The sequence below is a fragment of the Serratia sp. PAMC26656 genome (genome assembly GCF_016469055.2).
GTDB lineage: Bacteria > Pseudomonadota > Gammaproteobacteria > Enterobacterales > Enterobacteriaceae > Serratia > Serratia plymuthica.
Genome location: NZ_CP150486.1, coordinates 2,240,483 through 2,263,792, shown reverse-complemented (window position 1 = coordinate 2,263,792; position 23,310 = coordinate 2,240,483). Strand labels below are relative to the sequence as shown.

Sequence of the window (23,310 nt, the reverse complement as noted above, 5' to 3'; positions counted from 1 at the left end):
TTGCCGATAATGACGGCGAACATAAAATCGATAGCGCTTATTTCCCGCCAACGCTCTGCGTCTCTTGCGGTAACAGCGGGTTCTACCTACCATAACGTCAACATTCACGATCAATGGGTAAGGTAGCCGCACGCTATCCCTCACACGCTGAAGAGCGTGTTACCTTTATAGCGGGGTGACAGGATGTTCACCCGCATAGTCACAGGAGTCCGCCATGCGAGTATTGGTTGTTGAAGATAACGGTTTGCTGCGCCACCACCTTTCCGTACAGATGCGCGAGATGGGCCATCAGGTCGATGCTGCGGAAGATGCCAAGGAAGCCGACTATTTCCTGCAGGAACATGCGCCGGACATCGCAATTGTCGATCTCGGCCTGCCGGGCGAAGATGGCCTGAGCCTGATCCGCCGCTGGCGTGCTCACCAGATGAAGCTGCCCATTTTGGTGCTGACCGCGCGCGAAAGCTGGCAGGACAAAGTGGCGGTGCTGGAAGCCGGTGCCGACGACTATGTCACCAAACCGTTCCACCTAGAGGAAGTGATCGCCCGCATGCAGGCGTTGATGCGCCGCAACAGCGGCCTGGCATCCCAGGTGATCGTCTTGCCGCCGTTCCAGATCGATCTGTCGCGCCGCGAGTTGAGCGTTGGCGAACAGCAAATCAAACTGACCGCATTTGAATACACCATCATCGAAACCTTGATCCGTAACGCCGGCAAAGTAGTCAGTAAAGACTCGCTGATGCTGCAGCTGTATCCGGATGCAGAACTGCGCGAGAGCCACACTATCGACGTATTGATGGGCCGCCTGCGCAAAAAATTGCAGGCTGAATACCCGCAGGAAGTGATCACCACGGTTCGTGGCCAGGGCTATCGTTTTGATGCGAAGTGAACATGATGTTCAACAAAGATAAAAAACCTTTTTCACTGCGCGCACGCTTTTTGATGGCGACCGCCGGGGTGATCCTGGCGCTGTCGCTGTCTTACGGCCTGGTTGCGGTAGTCGGTTATATCGTCAGCTTCGACAAGACCGCCTTCCGCCTGCTGCGGGGTGAAAGCAACCTGTTCTTCAGCCTGGCTCAGTGGAAAGACAACAAGCTCACCATCGCCATTCCTCCCGATATCGATCTCAACTTCCCTACCCTGGTGTTTATTTACGACGACAAGGGCAATCTGCTGTGGAGCCAGCGCAAGCTGCCGGAGCTGGAAAAGCGCATCAACAAAGAGTGGCTGGAGAAATCCGACTTCTACGAAATCGATACCGATACCCGCATCAGTAGCGAAGTGCTGGGCAACAACCCCAAAGCCCAGGATCAGCTGAAAAACTATGACGACAACGACCAAAACGCGCTGACCCACTCAGTGGCGGTCAACACCTACGCGGCAACCTCGCGGCTGCCCGCGCTGACCATAGTGGTGGTCGACACCATTCCGCAGGAGCTGCAGCGTTCGGACGTGGTCTGGGAATGGTTCAGCTATGTGCTGCTGGCCAACCTGCTGCTGGTGGTGCCGCTGTTGTGGCTGGCGGCTTACTGGAGCCTGCGCCCGATCAAGGCGCTGGTGAATCAGGTGGGCGAGCTGGAGAACGGTGAACGCGAGCAGCTCGACGAAAATCCCCCCAGCGAGCTGCGCGGGCTGGTGCGCAATCTGAATATTTTGCTGCGCAATGAGCGCCAGCGTTACACCAAGTACCGCACCACACTGTCCGACCTGACCCACAGCCTGAAAACGCCGCTGGCGGTGCTGCAAACCACGCTGCGGTCGTTGCGCACCGGCAAGCAGACCACTATCGAAGAGGTCGAACCGATCATGCTGGACCAAATCAGCCGCATTTCGCAGCAGATTGGCTACTACCTGCATCGCGCCAGCATCAGTTCGGGGCAAACGGTGCTGACCCGTGAGATCCACTCCGTGCCCGCGCTGTTGGACAGCCTCACCGTAGCGCTCAACAAGGTGTATCAGCGTAAAGGCGTGGTGATCACGCTGGATATTTCGCCGGAAGTGACCTTTATGGGCGAAAAGAACGACTTTATGGAAGTGATGGGCAACGTGTTGGAAAACGCCTGCAAATACTGCCTGGAGTTCGTTGAAATTACCTCACTCCACTCCGATAAAAACCTCACCATCGTGATCGACGACGACGGGCCGGGCATCCCGGAAAGCAAACGCGAATTGATCTTCCAACGTGGTCAGCGCGTAGACACCCTGCGCCCCGGCCAGGGGTTAGGGTTATCCGTCGCGACGGAGATTATCGAGCAGTATGATGGCACCATCACCATCAGCGACAGCCCGCTTGGCGGCGCGCGCATGCAGGTCACCTTCGCCCGTCAGCACGATTCCCATCATCACGAATAAATTCTGTCGTTCCGGCCCCGATCCTCGGGGCCAAACTTCCGTTATAATCGCACTCAGGCTCACTCCTTTCTGCTGGAATAGAACATGGATTATCAATTAGATCTGGACTGGAACGACTTTTTGCAACGTTACTGGCAAAAGCGTCCGGTAATTCTGAAGCGCGGCTTCAAAAACTTTATCGATCCAATCTCCCCGGATGAGCTGGCCGGGTTGGCGATGGAAAACGAAGTGGACAGCCGTCTGGTCAGCCACCAGGACGGCCGCTGGCAGGTTGCGCACGGTCCCTTCGAGAGCTTTGACCACCTGAGCGAGAACAACTGGTCGCTGCTGGTACAGGCGGTGGACCACTGGCATGAGCCTTCCAGCGCGCTGATGCGTCCGTTCCGCCAACTGCCGGACTGGCGGATGGACGACCTGATGATTTCGTTCTCGGTCCCGGGCGGCGGCGTTGGCCCGCACCTCGATCAGTACGACGTTTTTATCATTCAGGGCACCGGCCGACGCCGCTGGCGCGTAGGCGAGAAGGTGCCGATGAAGCAGCACTGCCCGCATCCGGATCTGCTGCAGGTTGAGCCTTTCGACGCCATTATCGACGAAGAAATGGAGCCGGGCGACATTCTGTATATCCCGCCGGGCTTCCCGCATGAAGGCTACGCGCTGGAAAATGCGCTGAATTACTCGGTGGGCTTCCGCGCACCGAACGGCCGCGAGTTGATCAGCGGCTTTGCCGATTACGTGCTGGCACGCGAACTGGGCAGCCAACGTTACAGCGATCCGGACATTCAGTTGCGCGACCAACCGGCGCAGATCTTGCCGCAGGAAGTCGACGCTCTGCGTCAAATGATGTTGGATCTGGTTCAGCAACCGGAACACTTCCAGCACTGGTTCGGTGAGTTTATTTCTCAGACTCGCCACGAGCTGGACGCAGCGCCGCCGGAGCCGCCGTATCAGGCCGGAGAAATCTACGAGCTGCTGCAACAGGGTGAACCCTTGCAACGCCTGGGTGGCCTGCGCGTGCTGCGCGTTGGCGACCGGTGCTTTGTGAATGGCGAGCTGATTGATACCGAACATCTGCAAGCCGCCGATGCGCTGTGTCAGCACTTCAGCGTTAACGCCGCCATGCTGGGCGACGCCATCGACGATCCGTCGTTCCTGGCCACACTCACCGCGCTGATCAACAGCGGTTACTGGTACTTCAACGACTGAACCCGATAATTGTCGGATAGAGCCACCCGCTTCGGCAGGTGGCTTTTTTTTCATCACGCCTCCAACACCGAACTACGTCGAGGGGAAATACACAATGCTTATCAAAAGATTAATAGCATAAACCTATGCCGGTGTTTTCCTGAATTCGAGCTAATAAGCTAATAAAGAGAGGAGAAACATTTCCTACGACTCAACCCTCGTCCCTTTCTTGGCTTCGTCCAGTATCCATTGAGCAAACGCTTGTATGGGCTCGCTGCTTAATCCGATCGATTCAGGGAGAACGAGACAGAAGGTTTTGGCGATCGTTTTCCCCTCGGGCCACGGCGCGACCAGCCTTCCGCGCGCAAGGTCGGTATCAACATAGAGGCGCGGCACCAGCGCAACACCAAGGCCGGCCAATGCCGCTTCGATCAACATGGCATGAAGATCGTAGCGTGCCCCCATCGCAGGATGAGTCAAAGGGATCCCCGTCTCCTGAGAGTAGCGTTGCCAAGCCTCGGGGTTCTGTCGACGGTGCAGACGCGGCAGGTTATCCAGTGCGCTTGTCCCCTCGCCTCCTGTCAGAATGTCAGGATGACAAACCGGCACCAGCACCTCATCCAACAGAGGGTGAGTCCGCATTCCCGTCCAGGCCGGGTGCTCGAAATGGATTGCAGCATCGAATCCGCTCCCGGCCAGGACAAAGGGTTCCATGCGTTCGGAGAGATGCACAGTGATGTGCGGATGCTGCTGCCGAAAGCGTGACAAGCGAGGAATGAGCCATCGCATCGCGAAAGTCGGGATGACAGCAATGTCCAGGCTTGCGCCATCGCTCGGCTGTCCTGTCAGGTACTGGCTGTCTCGATCCAGGCGGTCGAGCAACTCACGGATTTGGGTCGCATAGCGTGCCCCGTTCGGCAGGAGCCGGACGCGATTTCCGATTCGCTCGAACAGCGTGACACCCAGGAAGGCTTCCAGGCGACCAATCTGACGGCTGATAGCGCCTTCGGTTAGAGACAGTTCGTTCGCCGCGCGAGCGAAGCTGCCATGACGAGCAGCAGCCTCGAATGCCATCAATGAAGTATTGCTAGGGATCTTCCGGCGCATAAGCGTTCCTGATTGGGGCCCCAGTGGCTGGCCCACCTTGATTTTCTGTCACTGAAGCATACCGAAAAATCGATTTATTCGCTGCCTTTAGCGCCATACCATGATTTAACGTCAATAAGGCCTCCGGTCGAGAGGGATCTAATGATTTATACAGTCGAATGCAGCTTTGCCGATCCCGCCAGTGAAGCAGAGTGGAATAAGTTTTATAGCCAGGAAAAACTGCCCGCGCTCATTTCGGTGAGCGGGTTCCATACCTCGCAGCGTTTCAAGGCGTTGAGCGCCGGTTGCCCTGCCTACCTCGCCCTTCATTCGATCGACAGTCTCGATGTGCTCCAGGGAGATGAGTATCGTCAGAAAGGCGGCGGCAATTTCGCGCGCTGGCAACAGCACATCACCGACTGGCACCGCAATCTTTATGGTGAGCTTGATCGTGCCCCGACCCTCGGTGAACACGAACATCTGGTGACGAGTGCAGTCGGCCCAGAGCCGCTCGTCGAAATGGGCCTCACGCCTTATCGGATGCAGGCTGTCGCCCTGGAGCGATTCCCTGAAGTTCGGTGGTTGGCGAAGCTGGAGCGCGCCATTGACCTGGGCTTGGAACCGCTTCCGAAGGGCGTCCACCGCTATGTGCCAATGACGAATCAACTGACGAAAGGCAGTATTAGTGAGGAATACGGTGATGAATAACATGACATTTCCAAGCCGGCAGATTGGGGCATTTTCGATCACGGCCATCAGTGACGGTTACCTTTCCACGGGTCTCGATTCGCTCTCCAATATCGATCTAAGGGATGCGTCAAAATTGCAACAAGACGCAGGTGTGAAGGATCCCTCTTCTCTACATATCAATTGTTACTTGGTTCGGGGCCGTGGCCGCACGATCTTGATTGACGCGGGGGCTGGGGGATTTAAGCAATGGGGCGGCAAGCTGAAAGCGAATCTTGCACTTGCCGGCGTACAACCCTGCGACATTGACACGATCCTTCTGACTCATGCGCATCCCGACCATGTCGGGGGGCTGGTGGATCCGTCAGGGGAAGCCGCCTTTTCCGATGCAGCGTTAGTGGTCCACCAGCATGAGGTCTCTTTCTGGGAGGACGACAGCAACCTCAGCCGGGCGAGTGAGCGTGCTCGCGGAAATTTTCTGTTTGCACGGAAAGTGTTCGATAAATATCGGGAGAGGATTCACACATTTACGGATAATGAAGTTCTCCCTGGCATCAGTGCGATCCCCCTTCTGGGGCATACCGCAGGGCATTCCGGTTATCGGCTCGAATCCGATAGCAGCAGTCTGTTGATTTGGGGGGATATCGTTCATTTCCCCCATATCCAGATTGCTCGTCCCGACGTATCCATTGCATTTGACCAGGATCCGCTGGTTTCCGCCGACACACGATCAAAGCTGTTGGATGCCGTCAGCTCGGACAAAACGCTTATCGCCGGCATGCACCTGGGGGAGCTCGGCTTTGCACGTATCGAGCGGACAGGCAAGAGCTACAAAATAGCTTACGAATCTTGAGCGTCATCCCTTCCTCTGCCCGCCTGTGCACGGTCGCGGGCCATTTTTATACCGGCAACGCCTGCGCCCGGTAGCCGTCCAGCTCGTTTTCCGGCATGTCGACCTGTTTCGCTGCCGCACAAATCTGCCGCCAGGTGTTGTCGTCTATCGGGATCCCCCGCTGCAACCGCGCCTCACGGTTTGCGTCTTCCCATTCGCCCGGTACCTCAATCGGCTTGCCGTCGCTTGGCGGCGAAGCCTTGACCCAGTCGATAAAGGCCTCGGCCTCGGTCTGCATCTCGGGCGCTTCAAAGGCTTCCGGGTTGAGGATGATGGTGGTCATGCAGTTGAAAATGGCGCTGCTGTCGGATTTCAGCGTGGCGTCATGAGTCGTGCGACCGCCGGAGAGCGCACCACCAAGAATTTCGCACAGGGTAGCCAACGCATAGCCTTTATGGGCGCCGAACGGCAGCAGCGATCCGAAAGGTTGTTCGTGCATCACACTGGGTTCCGTGGTCGGCCGGCCTTGTTGATCAATCAGGTAGCCCGGTGCCACGCTCAGGCCTTTGTTGTAGGCTACGCGCGTTTTGCCGTAGGCGATGCCGCTGGTGGCGAAGTCCAGCAGTAGCGGTTTTTTACCCTCACGCGGGAAAATCACGCAAAACGGGTTGGTGCCAAAGCGGCGATCGCTGCCGCCGAACGGTGCCACCATAGGATCACCCACCACGTTGACGAAATGAATGGAGATAAAACCGGCGCGCGCGCACTGCTCGGCCCAGTGGCCGATGCGGCCGATATGGTGAGAGTTATGTAAAGCCACCGCCGCCAACCCCAACTGACGGGCGCGCTCGATCCCCTTGTCCATCGCTTCACTGGCCACCACCTGGCCGAATCCCTGGCCACCGTCAATCGTCAGCACCGCGCCGGCATCACGCACCACCTGGGCATGAACGTTAAGCTGCAACTGCCCTTCCGCCAGCGACGCCATATAGCTTGGGATCATGCCGACGCCATGCGAATCATGCCCGGCCAGATTGGCCTGCACCAAATGCTCCGCCACCAGCGTGGCCTCCCGATCCATGCTGCCGGCATGGCGCCAAATGGCCTGTACAAATTGTTCAAGGCTTTGGCTGTCGATACGGTGTTCGGTGCTCATAATGCAGGTCCTTGCGCTGAAAGATGTTCACAAACACTAGGAGCAAATCGTTGTTGCGGCAAGCAATGATGACAACGACAATCAACGCTCTCTGGCGCGCTCGGCCGTCAGCGCCGCGATACGCATGATGACCGCTACCGCCTGCTCCATGCCCTCAAGAGAGATGAACTCGTGCTTGCCGTGAAAGTTATAGCCGCCGGTAAACAAGTTCGGGCATGGCAGGCCACGAAACGACAACTGCGCCCCGTCGGTGCCGCCGCGAATCGGTTTCATTATCGGTTCGATGTCACAATCACGCATCGCCTGCTGCGCCAACGCGATCACATGCGGATGCTCAGCCACATGCTCGCGCATGTTGTAATAACTGTCTTCGATCGTCACTTCGATGTAGCAATCGCGCGGCAGGCCTTTGCCCACCTGGCGCGCCACTTCAATCATCCGACGTTTGCGCGCTTCAAAACCTTCGCGCTCGAAATCACGCAGGATATAGTGCATTTCGGCACGTTCAACGCTCCCCTTGATGCTGCTGAGGTGGTAGAACCCCTGATAGCCAGCGGTGGTTTCCGGGGTTTCATCCGCCGGTAACGTCTGCTGAATCCGGGTCGCCAGCGACAACGCGTTAACCATAACTCCTTTGGCGCTGCCGGGATGAACGTTGTTGCCGACAATTTTAATGGTCACCGAGGCCGCATTGAAATTTTCGCATTCCAGCTCCCCGACGCCGCCACCGTCGACGGTATAAGCCCACTCGGCGTTGAACTCTTCTACGTCAAACAGCTGTGCCCCTTTACCCACCTCTTCGTCCGGGGTAAAGGCCACGCGTATATCGCCGTGCGGAATGTTGCTCTGTTGCAAGCGCACCATGGCGGTCAGTATTTCGGCAATGCCCGCTTTGTCATCGGCGCCGAGCAGCGTTTTGCCCTCCGCGGTGATCAGCGTCTGCCCCAGCATTTGGTGCAGGATCGGGAACATCACCGGCGACAGCACTTCATCGCCGATGCCCAGGGCAATATCGCCGCCGCGGTAATTTTCGACAATCTGCGGATTAACGTGCTTACCGGTGAAGTCCGGTGAAGTATCCAGATGAGAAATAAATCCAATGGCCGGCACCGGCCAGGCAACGTTGCCTGGTAAAGTCCCCATCACACAGCCGTGCTCGCTGAGCGACACCCGTTCAAACCCCAGTTCAATCATTTCCTGTTGCAACGCACGCGCCAGCTTCAGTTGCCCGTCGGTACTCGGCACATGTTTGACGTTCGCTTTAGATTGCGTGTCGAAAGAGACGTAGTTAAAAAAGCGATCAAGTAGTTTATTCATGGCATCCGTCCTCAGAATATCGCATTTCATTATGCGGAACCGATCCGGATCAAATATTGAGACAGGTCATTTTTAACCAGAATTAACGGAAATCATTAATTCCCGAGATGTGTGCAATCTCACCGGCGGTCTCCAGCCTGGAGGCCACCGGCGCCCTGATGTGATCCCCTTCACGCCGGGTACCTGTTGTCAGCCGCTGACCACAGGTACCTTTTTCGGGCAACCGATTGCAACGCCAAATTATTCCACCTATAACTAATTCAAGGCAAAGATTACCACGTTCTTATGCTTTTATTTTCGCCACACCGGGGAGTTTTATCAGCAACGTCGTTATCCACTAAAATATAAAAAAGGAACTGCCATGAAAGGTATTATTGATAATATCTTAAGCAAGCTGCAGACTTTCTCAAAAGCCATGATGGGGCCGATATTTTTTCTGCCGGTGATTGGCTTGATCCTGGCATTAAGTTCTATTCTTACCAACGCCACGCTGGTGAATGAAAACTCCGGCGTATTTCATATTGGCAAAATGATCGGGGATACCTTTTGGCCGTTGTTTGGCAACCTCGGGCTCATTTTTTGTATTGGCATCACCTACGGCCTGGCAAAGGATAAAAAAAGCGAAGCGGCGCTGGTTGCCGTGATGTGCTTTATTATGTTCCTCGGTGCCAACGCATCTTATTTGCAGTTGAGCGGCCACGTCGCGCAGAAAATTAACGGGGAATATTACGGCACCGGACAAACCGAGCTACTGGGCTTTACCGTGGTGGATATGGGCATTTTCCTCGGCTTGATCCTCGGCATCACCATCGCCTGGGTGCACAACAAACTGTGCAACGTAGAGCTAAACGGCGTGTTCTCGGTCTACGGCGGTTCCAAACTGGTGCTGATCGCCATGACGCCGGTGATTATGCTCTACGCCGTCGGCTTCAGCTACCTGTGGCCGGCCATTTCACACGGCCTGATCGCCCTGACCGGCTTTATGAAAAGTTCCGATTCGCTCGGCGTGTTCGTCTACGGTTTCTTCGAGAAATTCCTGATCCCCACCGGGCTGCATCACTTTATCTGGTCGCCGTTTCAGCTCACCAGCATCGGGGGTTCGATAGTCCAGGACGGCCACACGGTGTCCGGTTCACAGGCGATTTTCCTCGCCTATATGCGCGACCCCGGCATCTCTCCGCTGATGAACGAAGCGTTGCGCTTTTCGCAACAGGGCATGGTGACCATCTTCGGTCTGTCCGGCGCGGCGCTGGCCTTCTACCGCACCGCCCGGCCCGAGAAGAAAATGCTGGCCAAAGCCATACTGATCCCGGCCATCACCACCTCTATTCTGGTAGGCATTACCGAACCGATAGAGTTCACCTTTCTGTTCATTTCACCGCTGCTGTGGGTGATCCACGCGGTGCTGACCGCGCTGTCGCAGGTGGCGTGCAATCTGTTCGAAGTACGCCCGTGGGGCGCCAGCGGCCTGATCGAGTTTTTGGTGTATAACCTGCCGCTGCCGGTCACTCTCACACGCTGGCCACTGTATGTGGTGATTGGTCTGGTGCAGTTCGCCGTGTATTACCTGGTGTTCAAAACCCTGGTGCTGAAACTCAACTTAAAAACCCCGGGGCGTGAGGATGACGATGAGGTCAAACTCTATTCCAAACAGGACTACCAAAATAGCAAAAACCTGCCGAACGAATTAAGCGGCATTATTATTCGCGCCCTCGGCGGCAAGAGCAATATTATTTCCGTCGACAACTGCTTTACCCGGCTGCGGGTAGAATTAAAGGACATGCAGCTTATTGACGAGCCCGCATTAAAAAGCACCGGTGCCAAAGGCGTGGTGAAAAATAGAAGTGAAGTCCAGGTGATCTATGGCGTCACCGTCGGCAAGGTAAAGAATCAGGTCGAAAAATATTTAGCGGCATTATAACGTTTTATTCATAGGGAGACATGTCATGAAATTAACCGTTCTGGGCGGCGGCGGCGTACGTTCGCCGTTCCTGGCCAAATCCATCGCCTATAACGCGCACCGCATTGGCGTGACCGAAGTGGTGTTTATGGATACCGACCGGCAAAAACTCGCCGTTTACGGCGCTATCGCACAGGGAGTGTTCGAGCGCATCCGCAGCGACATCGCCTTCAGCCTGAGCAGCGATGCCCGCCAGGCACTGAGCGGTGCCGATTACATCATCACCACGTTGCGCATCGGCGGCGAGGAAGGCCGCATTCATGACGAGCGCATCGCGCTCAACCATCAGGTGTTGGGGCAGGAAACCACCGGCGCGGGCGGTTTCGCCATGGCGATGCGTTCCATTCCAGCCATCATCGATTACTGCCGCCTGATCGAACAGGTGGCATCGCCGGACGCGGTGCTGTTCAACTTCACCAATCCTTCCGGCATGGTGACCGAGGCGATCATCAAATCCGGTTTCAAGCTCAAGGTGTACGGCATTTGCGACGCGCCCAGCGAATTTATCCGTGAACTGGCAGCGCTGCTGGGTTGCCGCGAGGCCGAGTTGAGCGTCGACTGTTTTGGGCTGAACCACCTGTCGTGGTTTCGCAACGTGCGGGTCAACGGCCAGGACGTCACAGGGCAATTGCTGGCCGACCCGCGCCTGTACCGCGATACCTGCATGAAATATTTCTCGCCGGAGCTGGTGGCGCTGTCCGACAACCTGATGCTCAACGAGTACCTGTATTATTACTACTACCGCGAACAGGCGATCGCCGCCATCGTCGGTGCCGGGGAAACCCGTGGCGAACAGATTGCGCAGATTAACCGGCAAATGCTGGCGGACCTTGCCGAACTGGACATCCCCCACCAATTGGATCAGGCCTTCAGCGTGTATTTCAGCCACTATCTGACGCGTGAAAACTCTTATATGCAGCGCGAATCGAGCCAGGGCAAAGTGAAAGAACGTGCGATGCTGACGCTGCAACAGTTTATCGAACAGCCAGACAGCGGCGGTTACGCCGGAGTGGCGATAGACATTCTGGAAGCGGTGAATAACGGTCAGCAAAAACGCGTGGTGGTGTCGATGCAAAACAATGACACGCTCGATTTCCTGCACCCGGAGGACGTGATCGAAATCAGCTGCGAACTGAGCAACGCGGGCATTCACCCGGTGAAAATGCGCGATATCCCCGATACCCAGAAGAACCTGATCGCGCAGGTCAAAGAATACGAACGCCTGGCGGTCGCGGCCATCCTGGAGGGCAATCGCCAAAAGGCCATCAAAGCGCTGATGGTGCACCCGCTGGTGAATTCCTATTCGCTGGCGAAAACCCTGGTCGAGGAATATCTTCAGGCCCATCACCCGTATGCCGAGCACTGGCGTTAAGCGACGCGGCGCATGCCCTCAGGGGATGCGCCGTTCAAACCAGGCCTTGACCAGGTTCTCAAACCCCAGCAGGCAATGGCCGAAAAACGGATTGGGGTAGTAAATATCGTGGTCGTACTTCTGCCGGTCTTCATAAAGAAAGGTCATGTCTGCCTGCCGCGCCAGCGGGCTGTCGCCGTCGCCGCAAAACGCCGCCAGCCGGATGTTGTTACGCTTTACCGCCTCACTCCAGCTCAGTGCCGAATTGCTGTTGCCTGACTTTGAAATCACAATCACCATGTCAAAACGGAAACGCATCTTCTGATCGAGGATCTCGAAATCCGGCCACAGCGACAGATAGCTATCGATGCCCAGCGTCATGAATTTGTTGTACATATACTGCGCCACCAACTGCGAGAAGCCGCTGCCGTGGATCAGGATCTTGCCGCTGTCGAGCATATCGAGAAATTGCGCCTGCTGCTTTTCATCGGCCGGTGCGACCTGTTGCGATTCCCCCTGCGACGCCGGCGCCATCACCAGGTTGAACTTGATGAAATACACCAGTTCCAGATAACCGCGAAAACCGAGTTTCTTTGCCAGCCGCACCAGCGTCGAGGGCGAGCTGTGGCAGCGGACGGAAACCGCCCGGATGCCGTCATCGATGCAAGCGTCCGGGTTGTCGAAAATAGCGTTGAGGATGGTGAGATCCGTTTTGCTCAGATCCGCCTGGCTGAATACCTGTTTGAAATTCACCGCGCCCCCTGCCCATTCAGTAAAAATAACGGCCGCTCGGCAGGCAAGAGCAGAGCGCAGCGGGCTACGCTCTGAACTGCAGATTAGGGCCGATCGGCCCGTTCGACTTTTCCTACCAGGAATTTGTGCACAAAGCGCGGCACCACTTCACTGGCCTGGCCATAGTGTTTTTCATCGAACTGGCTTTCCACCTGGCTGGGTTCCAGATTCAGTTCCATGGTATGCGCCCCGCCCAGCCGGGCCTCGTGCACAAAACCGGCCGCCGGATAAACATGGCCCGAGGTGCCGATAGCGACAAAGAAGTCGGCCTTGGCCAGCGCCTGATAGATTTCGTCCATGCCCAGCGGCATTTCGCCGAACCACACCACGTGCGGGCGCAGCGGGGCCGGGAACTGGCAGCAATGGCAACGATCGTCCACGCTGAGATCTTCCGGCCAATCAAATACTTGCCCGGAACTGGTGCAACGCACTTTCAGCAATTCGCCGTGCATATGCAGCACCCGTTTGCTGCCGGCGCGTTCATGCAGGTTATCGATATTCTGCGTCACCAGCAGGAAGTTATCCCCCAGCCAGGCTTCCAAATCCGCCAGCGCGCGGTGCGCGGCATTAGGCGCGATTTCCGGCGTTTGCAACTGTTGGCGGCGCGCATTGTAAAACGCCTGCACCAGTTGCGGATCGCGCTTATAGCCTTCCGGCGTAGCGACATCCTCCACCTGGTGTTCTTCCCACAGCCCATCCGCAGCGCGGAAGGTGCGGATGCCCGATTCCGCTGAAATCCCGGCCCCGGTCAACACCACCACAAACGGCTTTTTCAGCTCGGCCGCCGCCATGGTGTCGCGATGGAAAATACGTGAACGAAAGCGCTGATGCAGCACATGCTTGCTCTTACGAAACTGACACAACCGATGGCGAGTGTGCATTAACTCTCTCCTTACCTTTCCCTGTTTTCCAAATTGAGGAACGCCGCCCCGCGCACGCCGCCGGCATCGCCATAGCGTGCTTTCTCGATCCGCGGCAGCTTGGCCACGCGCAGCAAGTGCGCCGGCAATCGCTGTGGCAACGCCTGGTAGATCGCTTCAAAATTCGATAACCCGCCGCCGATCACCACCAGATGCGGATCGATAATGGTCAGCAGATTCCCCAGGCATATTGCCAGGACGTCCATAAAACGCTCAACGTGAGCCACCGCCTGCAGCTCGCCTGCCTGATAATGCGCAATGATCTGCTGCGCAGGCAAGTGCTGCTGATAAAAGTGAGCGTACATCCACTCAAAACCGCGGCCCGATATGTACTTTTCGATGCAACCCTGATGACCGCAACCGCAGGCAACGCGAGGTATATCACGCCCCAGTACCTCGAGCGCATCTACCGGCAGGCGGAAGTGGCCAAATTCGCCGGCGATGTAATTGCGCCCGGACACCACTTTGCCCTCCACGATCAGCCCGCCCCCCACCCCGGTGCCCAGAATAATGCCCAGCACGGTCGGATAACGACGGAACTCTTCGTCCCAGGCTTCCGACAGCGCAAAACAGTTGGCGTCGTTGTCGACGCGCACGTCGCGACCAATCAGCGCCGCCAAATCGCGCGGCAGCGGCTGCCCCATCGCCGCCGGTACATTGGAGGTGAACAACGTCCCGTCATCATTGGGCAACCCCGGAATGCCGATACCCACTTTGCCCCGCTGGCCGCAGAACTCATCCGCCTCAAGGGTCAGGTCACGCAGCGTGGTCAGCAATTGCCGGTAATCGTCACGCGGCGTCGGCACCCGTTTTTGCCAGATGCGATTCAGATCCGCATCAAACACGCCCAGCTCAATTTTGGTGCCACCCATATCGAAACCGTAGTACATAACCCACCCTCAGGCTAAAAAAAGGGGGCGGCGTTTCCGCCACCCCTGATTCTCGTTATTGTCCGCTCAACACGCGCGCCGGATCGATACGGCTGGCGCGCCTGGCCGGATACCAACTGGCCAACAGGCTGAGCACCAATGCGGTCGCCAATACAATCACCACGTCCAGCCAGTGCAGCTCGGAAGGCAGGAAGTCGATGAAGTAGATATCTCCCGACAGGAACGAGTGCCCCATCAGTTTTTCCAATCCTTTGATGATATTGGTCAGTTGCAGCGAGGCGATCACCCCGACCACCACGCCGCTTACGCTGCCCACCAGCCCGGCCAGCAGGCCGTACCAGATGAATATGGCGCGGATAAAACCGTCTTTGGCGCCCAAAGTGCGCAGCACGGCGATATCGCCGCTCTTGTCCTTCACCGCCATCACCAGCGTGGAGACAATGTTGAAACAGGCAACGCCAATCACCAGCACCATCGCCAGATACATAATGGCGCGGATCATCTGGATATCGCGGTACATGTAGCCGTAGGTGCCGATCCAGCTCTTGATGTAGACGTAGGAATTGGTGACTTCGCCCGCGTCGCGCACCAGTTTGTTGGCGGCAAACACGTCGTTAACTTTAATCGCGATACCGGTCACGCTGTCGCCCATGTCCAGATACTGCTGGGCATCGGCCAGCGGCACCATCGCCAGGCTGTGGTCCAGTTGGCCGCTCAGTTGCAGAATGCCGGTCACATGCAGACGGATGCGTTTTGGCTGCAACAGCTTCATTTGCGGATCGCTGTTGGGAATCATTACCGTGACGTAAGAGCCCTGCTTCACGCCCAGCGCATCGGCCACGCCCTTGCCGAGGATCACCTGCTGTTCACCGCTTTTGAAATTGGCCCAGGCATCGCCCTGCACGTATTGCGGCAGTGCGCTGAGCTGGCTTTCCTGTTGCGGATCGACCCCTTTGACGCCAACCGCACGCAGTTGCGCGCCGTTTTCCATCAGGCCAGTAAAGTTGATATAGGGAGCGGCGGCCAGGATACCCGGCACCTTTTCCACCCGCGGCAAGATTGACGACCAGTCTTTGAACGGTTGTTTCACCGGTTCAATCTCACCGTGCGGTACTACCGCCAAAATACGGTTTTTCAGCTCGCGCTCGAAGCCGTTCATCGCGCTCAGCCCGACGATCAACACCGCCACGCCCAGCGCAATGCCAATGGTGGAGATCACCGAAATCAGCGACACCATGCCGCCGCGCTTGCGGCCCCGGCTAAAGCGCAGCGCCGTCAAAAAGGAAAGTGACGCACCCGCCATTACTCGGCTCCCATCAGGGTCAGTTGCGCCTGCAGGTGGCCGTCGGCCATTTCCAGCTGACGGCTGAGACGCTTGGCCAGTTGCAGATCATGGGTCACCACCAGGAAGGCGGTGCCCTGACGCACGTTCAGCTCACCGAGCAGATCAAAGATGCTGTCGGCGGTGCGCTTGTCGAGGTTACCGGTCGGTTCGTCCGCCAGCACCAGTGACGGGTTATTCACCAACGCACGGGCGATCGCCACGCGTTGACGCTCGCCGCCGGACAGCTCCGAAGGCCGGTGTTTGCTGCGTTTTTCCAGCCCGACCGCCGTCAGCATTTCCAGCGCCTTGTCCTGCGCCTGGGCCGGTTTCATGCCGCCGATCAACAGCGGCATCGCGGCGTTTTCCAACGCGGTAAAGTCCGGCAACAGGTGGTGGAACTGATAGATAAAGCCCAACTGGCGGTTGCGCAGTTCAGCCTTGGCCGCCGACGACAGGGTATTCAGCGACTGGCCTTTGTAGATCACTTCGCCGGAGGTCGGTGAATCCAGCCCGCCCAGCAGGTGCAACAGGGTGCTTTTACCGGAACCCGAGCTGCCGACAATCGCCATCATCTCACCCGGCTGCATGGCAAAGCTGACATTACGCAGTACGTCGGTATGCAGGTTGCCTTCCTGATAGGTCTTGCACAGGTTTTCGCACTGCAGCAAAAGATGGTTACTCATAACGTAAAGCCTCAGCGGGTTGTACGGCGGCAGCGCGCCATGAAGGGTAAAGCGTGGACAACAGGGATACCGCCATCGCCGCCACGGCGATAATCGTCACCTGCAGCGGATCGACCGCCACCGGCAGCGACGCGCCGTCAATCAATGCGCCGAGGATCGGCATCAGGTTATTCAGGTTGGTGGCCAGTAGCACGCCCAGCAGCGTGCCGAGCAGCGAACCGATAATGCCGGCGCTGGCGCCCTGCACCATAAACACCGACATGACCTGTCGGCGCGTCAGGCCCTGGGTTTGCAGAATGGCGACTTCGCCCAGCTTCTCCATCACCAGCAGGCCGAGCGAAGTAATGATGTTAAACGCCGCCACCGCCACGATCAGGCTGAGCAGCAACCCCATCATGTTTTTCTCCATGCGTACCGCCTGGAACAGTTCCCCCTTGCGTTCACGCCAGTCTTTCCATTGCGTCCCCTGCGGCAGTTTTTGCTGGCTGAGGGTATCGACCGTCAGCGGCTGTTGCAGGAACAGACGCCAGCCGGTGATATTACCGGCCGGATAGCGCATCAGACGCGAAGCGTCTTGCTGATTGACCAGCATCTGGGTGCCGTCCACTTCACTGTTGGCGTGGAAAGTGCCGACAAGGGTAAACAGGCGCTGGCTGGGGATACGGCCCATCGGCGTGAACTGGCTGGCGCTCGGTACCATCACCCGCAGTTGATCGCCGCGTTTGACGCCCAGTTGCCCGGCAAGCTGCTCGCCGATGATGATGTTGTACTGGCCCGGCTGCAGCTGTTGCTGTTTGACGTTCACCAGATACTGCGTCAGCGGATCGGCTTCGTCCGGGTTCACCCCGAGCATCACGCCGACCGCCACGCTGCGGGCGCTTTGCAGCACCACGTCGCCGGTAGTCAACGGCGCAACGCGGCTGACGCCCTGCAACCCCTGCGCCATCGAGGCCGGGATCTGCTGGGGATTGATCGACCCCTGCGGGCTGGTGATCAACGCCTGCGGCATCAGGCCAAGGATGTTGTTTTCCAGATCTTTTTCAAAACCGTTCATCACCGACAAAACGGTGACCAACGCCATGACCCCCAGCGTAATGCCGATGGTGGACAGCCAGGAGACAAACCGCCCGAAGCGGTCTGAGGCTCGCCCGCGCATGTAGCGCAGGCCAATGAATAACGCGACAGGTTGATACATGAAATCCGTTTTGTTGCCGTAGCTTAAACAAAGTGATCAAGGATAATAAAGGCTATACCTCGTTTAGGGAACCACCCAGACGCCTTTTATTCCGTCGATCGCGCTTGCGGCAGCACGTCACCCGGCATCCCGCTTTAACAGGTTATAAACCGACACCCGTGAAATGCCCAACGCCTCCGCCGCCATGGTGGCCGCCCCGCGCAGTTGCAGATAGCCCTGCTGCTTCAACAGCTGGATCACCTGAAAACGCTGGTCGGAAGAGAGTGCGCGCGGCGCGGTGGCATACGAGGCAGCAAAATTGTTGATCACTGAGGCGATGTCCGACAACGAACGCACACCCTCGGCGACCGGTTGAGGTGTGCTCTGCACTACGGCGGTCAATTGCTGCAGGATGGCAGTGACGCTGTTGAAGATCGAGACATCCAGATTCAGGCAGATGGCCGCCACATAGACGCCTTCACTGTTACGCAGGCCGATTGAGGTGCTTTTGGCCGGGCGTCCGTCCGGGAAGGCATTGGCATAGTTTTGCACCACGTCCGGGAAGTCCGGCGAGGCAATGCGCTCCAACCCCATTTCACTGGCGGCGTCACCAATGCGGCGGTTCGACAGATTATTGGCGATGGCGACGATAGCATGGTCCGGTTGTGTCAGATCGTGCAATACCACTTCGCAACTGGGGGCAAACATCATGCCCAGCGCCTGGACAATTTTTTCCGCTTCGCGCAGTAACAGCGCATTTTCCTGCCTGAGATCGCTCATTGACTTAACCATTTGACAAAAACTTTACAAAGAGTAAGTTAAAAATTCCGGGTAATCAATCCCCCCTTTCACCAGCGCGAGGTCGCCATGAGTTCAACGCCCCACTGTATCACCGCAGCCGACATCTCTACCGCCGCCGAAATTCTGGCCGGGCATGCCATCCGTACGCCGGTCATGACGTCGCATCAGGCCGACAACCTCACCGGCGCAAAACTGTTCTTCAAATGCGAGAACTTCCAGCGCGTCGGGGCTTTTAAGTTCCGCGGGGCCTACAACGCGATCGCGCAACTGAGCGAGGCGCAGCGCAAGGCCGGAGTGATTGCCTTTTCCTCCGGCAACCACGCGCAGGCCATGGCGCTGGCGGCGCGGGAGCTGGGCGTCAACGTCACCATAGTCATGCCGAACGACGCGCCGGAAACCAAGCTGGCAGCGACACGCGGCTACGGGGCCAACGTGGTGATTTACCAACGCCACAGCGAGAACCGCGAAGAGATTACCCAGCGGCTGGCCGCAGAGCATGGCCTGGCGATAGTCCCCCCCTATGATTACCCGCAGGTGATGGCCGGCCAAGGCACCGCCACCAAAGAGCTGATAGAAGAAGTCGGCCCGCTGGACGTGTTGCTGGTGTCTACCGGCGGCGGCGGCCTGCTTTCCGGCAGTGCGATAGCAGCCCGCCACTGGTCGCCGGGCTGTCGGGTGTACGGCGTGGAGCCGCAGGCAGGCAACGACGTGCAGCAGGCTTTTCGCAGCGGGCAGCCGGTGCGCATTCCGGTGCCGAAAACCATCGCCGATGGCGCGCAAACCCAGCAGGTGGGCACACTCACCTTCCCGATCATCCAGCAGTACGTAGAGGACATTCTGACGGTCACCGACGCGCAGTTGTGTCGGCAAATGCGCTTCTTTATGGAACGGATGAAAATGGTGGTCGAACCAACCGGGTGCCTGGCCGCAGCGGCGGCAATGAATTCGCTGCTGGATTTGCGCGGTAAAAAAGTCGGGGTGATTGTCAGCGGCGGCAACGTCGATGTGGATAAAATCGCGCAATACCTCGCTATGGGCGCGCAAGAATAATACCTTCAGTGGGTTACCGCGCCCCCTGGCGCCCCGTTCGCCCAAACCCGATAGGGGGCACGGCATGCTGCGCCCTAGCCATAATGATTCTAACGACGTTGCCGCTTGAAAGACGACGGATATGGCGCTTTTACCTATGTCAGTTTGCTGGCCAGTGGGCTAGTATTACCGGGTAAAGGCGCTTTGTTATTTGTGCCAGGGCGAAATTTAACACATTGATTAAAGATACCTTAATGAGCACCTCCGATAACCGTAACCGTTCTGCATCGTCATCCTCCCGTTATTCCCTGCCCGATCGCGCAGGCGATTTGCGCCAGTTGGGGCAACTAACCGGCGCGGCCTGCGCCGTGGAGTGCGCCGAGATCGTCGAACGTCATAACGGGCCGGTGATGCTGATCGCCCCGGACATGCAGAACGCCCTGCGACTGCGCGACGAAATCCAGCAGTTTACCGATCAAATGGTGACCACGCTGCCCGACTGGGAAACCCTGCCCTACGACAGTTTCTCGCCGCACCAGGAAATTATCTCCGCCCGTCTGTCGAGCCTGTACCACCTGCCGACCATGGTGCGCGGCGTCATCATTCTGCCGGTCAATACCCTGATGCAGCGCGTCTGCCCGCACGAATTCCTGCACGGCCACGCGCTGGTGATGAAAAAGGGTCAGCGCCTGTCGCGCGAAAAACTGCGCGCCCAGCTGGAACAAGCCGGCTACCGCAGCGTCGATCAGGTGATGGAGCACGGCGAGTTCGCCACCCGCGGCGCGCTGCTCGATCTGTACCCGATGGGCAGCGAAGAGCCTTACCGCATCGATTTCTTCGACGATGAAATAGACAGCCTGCGCATCTTTGACGTCGACACCCAGCGCACGCTGAGCGAAGTCGAGGCCATCAACCTGCTGCCGGCCCATGAATTCCCGACCGACAAAACCGCCATCGAGCTGTTCCGCAGCCAGTGGCGCGAACAGTTTGAGGTGCGCCGCGACGCCGAACATATTTACCAGCAGGTGAGCAAAGGCACTTGGCCGGCCGGCATCGAATACTGGCAACCGCTGTTCTTCAGCCAGCCGCTGCCGTCGCTGTTCAGCTACCTGCCGGCCAACACGCTGATCGTCAACACCGGCAACCTGGAGAGCGCCGCCGAGCGCTTCTGGCTGGACGTCAACCAGCGTTACGAAAGCCGCCGCGTCGATCCGATGCGCCCGCTGCTGGCACCGGACAGCCTCTGGCTGCGGGTTGACGCGCTGTTTGGCGAATTGAAAGCCTGGCCGCGCATGGCACTCAAAACCGAAGCGCTGCCAGCCAAAGCCGGCAACACCAATCTGGACTATCGCGCGCTGCCGGATCTGGCGGTGCAAGCCCAGAATAAAGCGCCGCTGGACCAACTGCGCCGCTTTATAGAAAACTTTGACGGCAGCGTGATTTTCTCGGTCGAGAGCGAGGGCCGCCGCGAAACGCTGCAAGACCTGCTCGGCCGCATCAAACTCGGCACGTCGTTAATTCAACATCTCGATCAGGCGGAACCGGCCGGCCGCTACATGATGGTCGGCGCCTCCGAGCGCGGCTTCCTCGACGGCATGCGCAACCGGGCGCTGATCTGCGAAAGCGATCTGCTCGGCGAACGCGTCAGCCGCCGCCGACAGGACAATCGCCGCACCATCAATACCGATACCCTGATCCGCAACCTGGCGGAGCTGCACCCCGGCCAGCCGGTGGTGCATCTGGAGCACGGCGTCGGGCGTTACGTTGGCCTGACGACGCTGGAAGCCGGCGGCATCAAGGCCGAATACCTGATCTTGTCCTACTCCGGTGAAGACAAACTTTATGTGCCGGTCTCTTCGCTGCACCTGATCAGCCGCTATGCCGGTGGCGCAGATGAAAATGCGCCGCTGCACAAGCTGGGCGGTGACGCCTGGACGCGCGCACGGCAAAAAGCCGCGGAGCGGGTGCGGGACGTGGCGGCCGAGCTGCTGGATATTTACGCCCAGCGCGCCGCCAAATCCGGTTTCGCCTTCAAACACAACCGCGAACAGTATCAGCTGTTCTGCCAGAGCTTCCCGTTTGAAACTACCCCAGACCAGGAACAGGCAATCAACGCTGTGCTGAGCGACATGTGCCAGCCGCTGGCGATGGACAGGCTGGTGTGCGGCGACGTCGGCTTCGGCAAAACCGAAGTGGCGATGCGCGCGGCCTTCCTGGCGGTGGAAAACGGCAAGCAGGTGGCGGTGCTGGTGCCCACTACGCTGTTGGCGCAGCAGCACTTCGACAACTTCCGCGACCGCTTCGCCACCTGGCCGATTCGCATCGAGATGATGTCGCGTTTCCGCAGCGCCAAAGAGCAGCAACAGATCATGGACGACGCCGTCGACGGCAAAGTGGACATTATTATCGGTACCCACAAACTGTTGCAGAGCGATCTGCGCTGGAAAGATCTGGGGCTGCTGATCGTCGATGAAGAACACCGTTTTGGCGTGCGCCACAAAGAACGCATCAAGGCGATGCGCGCCGATGTGGATATCCTGACGCTCACCGCCACGCCGATCCCGCGTACGCTGAATATGGCGATGAGCGGCATGCGCGACCTGTCGATTATCGCGACCCCGCCAGCCCGCCGTCTGGCGGTGAAAACCTTCGTGCGCGAGTACGACAGCCTGGTCATTCGCGAGGCGATCCTGCGTGAAGTGCTGCGCGGCGGCCAGGTTTACTACCTGTACAACGACGTGGAAAACATCGAGAAGGCCGCGGAGAAACTGGCTGAGCTGGTGCCGGAAGCGCGTATCGCCATCGGCCACGGCCAGATGCGCGAGCGCGATCTGGAGCGGGTGATGAACGATTTCCACCACCAGCGTTTTAACGTGCTGGTCTGTACCACCATTATCGAAACCGGCATTGATATTCCCAGCGCCAATACCATTATCATCGAGCGCGCCGATCGCTTCGGGCTGGCGCAGTTGCATCAGTTGCGTGGCCGCGTAGGCCGCTCGCACCATCAGGCCTACGCCTATCTGCTGACGCCGAATCCGAAGGCCATGAGCACCGACGCGCACAAACGGCTGGAAGCCATCGCTTCGCTCGAAGATCTCGGCGCAGGTTTTGCCTTGGCGACCCATGACCTGGAAATCCGCGGCGCGGGCGAGCTGCTGGGTGAAGATCAAAGCGGCCAGATGACCACCGTCGGCTTCTCGCTGTACATGGAACTGCTGGAAAGCGCGGTCGACGCGTTGAAAAACGGCCGCGAGCCGTCGCTGGAAGATCTCACCAGCAACCAAACCGAAGTGGAGCTGCGCATGCCGGCCCTGCTGCCTGACGATTTTATCCCGGACGTGAACACCCGTCTGTCGTTCTATAAACGCATCGCCAGCGCGAAAAACGACGGTGAACTGGAAGAGCTGAAAGTGGAACTGATTGACCGTTTCGGCCTGCTGCCGGATCCGGCGCGCAACCTGTTGCAAAGCGCGGCGCTGCGCCAACATGCGCAGAAACTGGGGATTAAGCGCATAGAGGGGAACGAGCGCGGTGGGTTTATCGAATTTGGCGAGAAGAATCGGGTCGATCCGGGTTACCTTATCGGCTTGCTGCAAAGCAATCCGCAAATTTATCGCCTGGATGGACCGACCAAGCTGAAGTTTATGCTGGACCTGACCGATCGACAGAAGCGCCTGAAGTTCACAGAGGAGCTCTTGACCGCATTCCGCGAGCACACGTTGGCGGCCTGACTGTCGGCCCCGGCGGCAGCTATATTGCCCGGCTGCGGTT

General features: G+C 58.0%; 19 protein-coding genes. 9 read left to right on the top strand and 10 right to left on the bottom strand.

Going from position 1 to position 23,310, the window contains the following annotated elements; all coding sequences use genetic code 11:
* Positions 1–214 precede the first annotated feature (214 nt).
* The 3 genes from phoP (at position 215) to JEM67_RS11630 (ending at position 3,555) form a co-directional block, all read left to right on the top strand.
* Positions 215–886: a two-component system response regulator PhoP gene (gene phoP / locus JEM67_RS11640; RefSeq protein WP_004943295.1), complete on the top strand. Its 672-nt coding sequence runs from the start codon at positions 215–217 to the stop codon at positions 884–886.
* Between the two features lie 5 nt (positions 887–891).
* Positions 892–2,349, top strand: a complete 1,458-nt coding sequence (gene phoQ / locus JEM67_RS11635; protein WP_041416559.1) for a two-component system sensor histidine kinase PhoQ — start codon at positions 892–894, stop codon at positions 2,347–2,349.
* An 84-nt stretch (positions 2,350–2,433) separates the two neighbouring features.
* Positions 2,434–3,555, top strand: a complete 1,122-nt coding sequence (locus JEM67_RS11630; RefSeq protein ID WP_122288614.1) for a cupin domain-containing protein — start codon at positions 2,434–2,436, stop codon at positions 3,553–3,555.
* 183 nt (positions 3,556–3,738) lie between these two features.
* Here JEM67_RS11630 and JEM67_RS11625 read toward each other — a convergent pair whose 3' ends face one another.
* On the bottom strand, positions 3,739–4,641 hold the full coding sequence (locus JEM67_RS11625) for a LysR substrate-binding domain-containing protein (RefSeq protein ID WP_199638901.1): 903 nt from the start codon (positions 4,639–4,641) through the stop codon (positions 3,739–3,741).
* A 141-nt stretch (positions 4,642–4,782) separates the two neighbouring features.
* On the opposite strand from JEM67_RS11625, the gene JEM67_RS11620 reads away from it, so the two are divergent.
* Both JEM67_RS11620 and JEM67_RS11615 read left to right on the top strand, forming a co-directional pair.
* Entirely contained in the window at positions 4,783–5,328 is a 546-nt protein-coding gene (locus tag JEM67_RS11620) for a sugar ABC transporter (protein WP_199638899.1), read from the top strand.
* Positions 5,321–6,160 carry an MBL fold metallo-hydrolase gene (locus JEM67_RS11615; RefSeq protein ID WP_199638897.1) on the top strand — a complete coding sequence of 280 codons (840 nt, stop codon included), beginning with the start codon at positions 5,321–5,323 and terminating at the stop codon, positions 6,158–6,160. Before JEM67_RS11620 ends, JEM67_RS11615 begins: the two co-directional genes overlap by 8 nt.
* Positions 6,161–6,206: 46 nt before the next feature.
* On the opposite strand, the gene JEM67_RS11610 is transcribed toward JEM67_RS11615, so the two are convergent.
* Complete coding sequence (locus tag JEM67_RS11610; protein ID WP_199638895.1) at positions 6,207–7,295, bottom strand: malate/lactate/ureidoglycolate dehydrogenase; 1,089 nt, start codon at positions 7,293–7,295, stop codon at positions 6,207–6,209.
* Positions 7,296–7,376: 81 nt separating this feature from the next.
* The gene (pepT, locus tag JEM67_RS11605; protein ID WP_013812523.1) at positions 7,377–8,612 is read right to left on the bottom strand and encodes a peptidase T; all 1,236 of its coding nucleotides are present in this window, start codon (positions 8,610–8,612) and stop codon (positions 7,377–7,379) included.
* A gap of 361 nt (positions 8,613–8,973) precedes the next feature.
* Between pepT and JEM67_RS11600 the strand changes: the two genes are divergently transcribed.
* Both JEM67_RS11600 and JEM67_RS11595 read left to right on the top strand, forming a co-directional pair.
* Positions 8,974–10,533: a PTS transporter subunit EIIC gene (locus JEM67_RS11600; protein WP_199638893.1), complete on the top strand. Its 1,560-nt coding sequence runs from the start codon at positions 8,974–8,976 to the stop codon at positions 10,531–10,533.
* 25 nt (positions 10,534–10,558) lie between these two features.
* Complete coding sequence (locus JEM67_RS11595; RefSeq protein ID WP_199638891.1) at positions 10,559–11,944, top strand: glycoside hydrolase; 1,386 nt, start codon at positions 10,559–10,561, stop codon at positions 11,942–11,944.
* A gap of 18 nt (positions 11,945–11,962) precedes the next feature.
* Here the strand turns inward: JEM67_RS11595 and JEM67_RS11590 are convergent, their stop codons facing one another.
* The 7 genes from JEM67_RS11590 to JEM67_RS11560 form a co-directional block, all read right to left on the bottom strand.
* Positions 11,963–12,676 carry a MurR/RpiR family transcriptional regulator gene (locus tag JEM67_RS11590; protein ID WP_199638889.1) on the bottom strand — a complete coding sequence of 238 codons (714 nt, stop codon included), beginning with the start codon at positions 12,674–12,676 and terminating at the stop codon, positions 11,963–11,965.
* An 83-nt stretch (positions 12,677–12,759) separates the two neighbouring features.
* The gene (gene cobB / locus JEM67_RS11585; RefSeq protein ID WP_013812519.1) at positions 12,760–13,596 is read right to left on the bottom strand and encodes a Sir2 family NAD+-dependent deacetylase; all 837 of its coding nucleotides are present in this window, start codon (positions 13,594–13,596) and stop codon (positions 12,760–12,762) included.
* A gap of 11 nt (positions 13,597–13,607) precedes the next feature.
* Positions 13,608–14,525, bottom strand: a complete 918-nt coding sequence (gene nagK / locus JEM67_RS11580; RefSeq protein ID WP_199638887.1) for an N-acetylglucosamine kinase — start codon at positions 14,523–14,525, stop codon at positions 13,608–13,610.
* 55 nt (positions 14,526–14,580) lie between these two features.
* Complete coding sequence (gene lolE, locus JEM67_RS11575) at positions 14,581–15,828, bottom strand: lipoprotein-releasing ABC transporter permease subunit LolE (RefSeq protein ID WP_199638885.1); 1,248 nt, start codon at positions 15,826–15,828, stop codon at positions 14,581–14,583.
* Positions 15,828–16,532: a lipoprotein-releasing ABC transporter ATP-binding protein LolD gene (gene lolD / locus JEM67_RS11570; RefSeq protein ID WP_006324815.1), complete on the bottom strand. Its 705-nt coding sequence runs from the start codon at positions 16,530–16,532 to the stop codon at positions 15,828–15,830. Before lolD ends, lolE begins: the two co-directional genes overlap by 1 nt.
* Positions 16,525–17,727 carry a lipoprotein-releasing ABC transporter permease subunit LolC gene (lolC, locus tag JEM67_RS11565; protein ID WP_199638883.1) on the bottom strand — a complete coding sequence of 401 codons (1,203 nt, stop codon included), beginning with the start codon at positions 17,725–17,727 and terminating at the stop codon, positions 16,525–16,527. Before lolC ends, lolD begins: the two co-directional genes overlap by 8 nt.
* 117 nt (positions 17,728–17,844) lie before the next feature.
* On the bottom strand, positions 17,845–18,486 hold the full coding sequence (locus JEM67_RS11560) for a helix-turn-helix transcriptional regulator (protein WP_199638881.1): 642 nt from the start codon (positions 18,484–18,486) through the stop codon (positions 17,845–17,847).
* 87 nt (positions 18,487–18,573) lie between these two features.
* Between JEM67_RS11560 and JEM67_RS11555 the strand changes: the two genes are divergently transcribed.
* Complete coding sequence (locus JEM67_RS11555; protein WP_199638879.1) at positions 18,574–19,557, top strand: threo-3-hydroxy-L-aspartate ammonia-lyase; 984 nt, start codon at positions 18,574–18,576, stop codon at positions 19,555–19,557.
* Between the two features lie 233 nt (positions 19,558–19,790).
* Positions 19,791–23,270, top strand: a complete 3,480-nt coding sequence (gene mfd / locus JEM67_RS11550; protein WP_199638877.1) for a transcription-repair coupling factor — start codon at positions 19,791–19,793, stop codon at positions 23,268–23,270.
* Positions 23,271–23,310 lie beyond the last annotated feature (40 nt).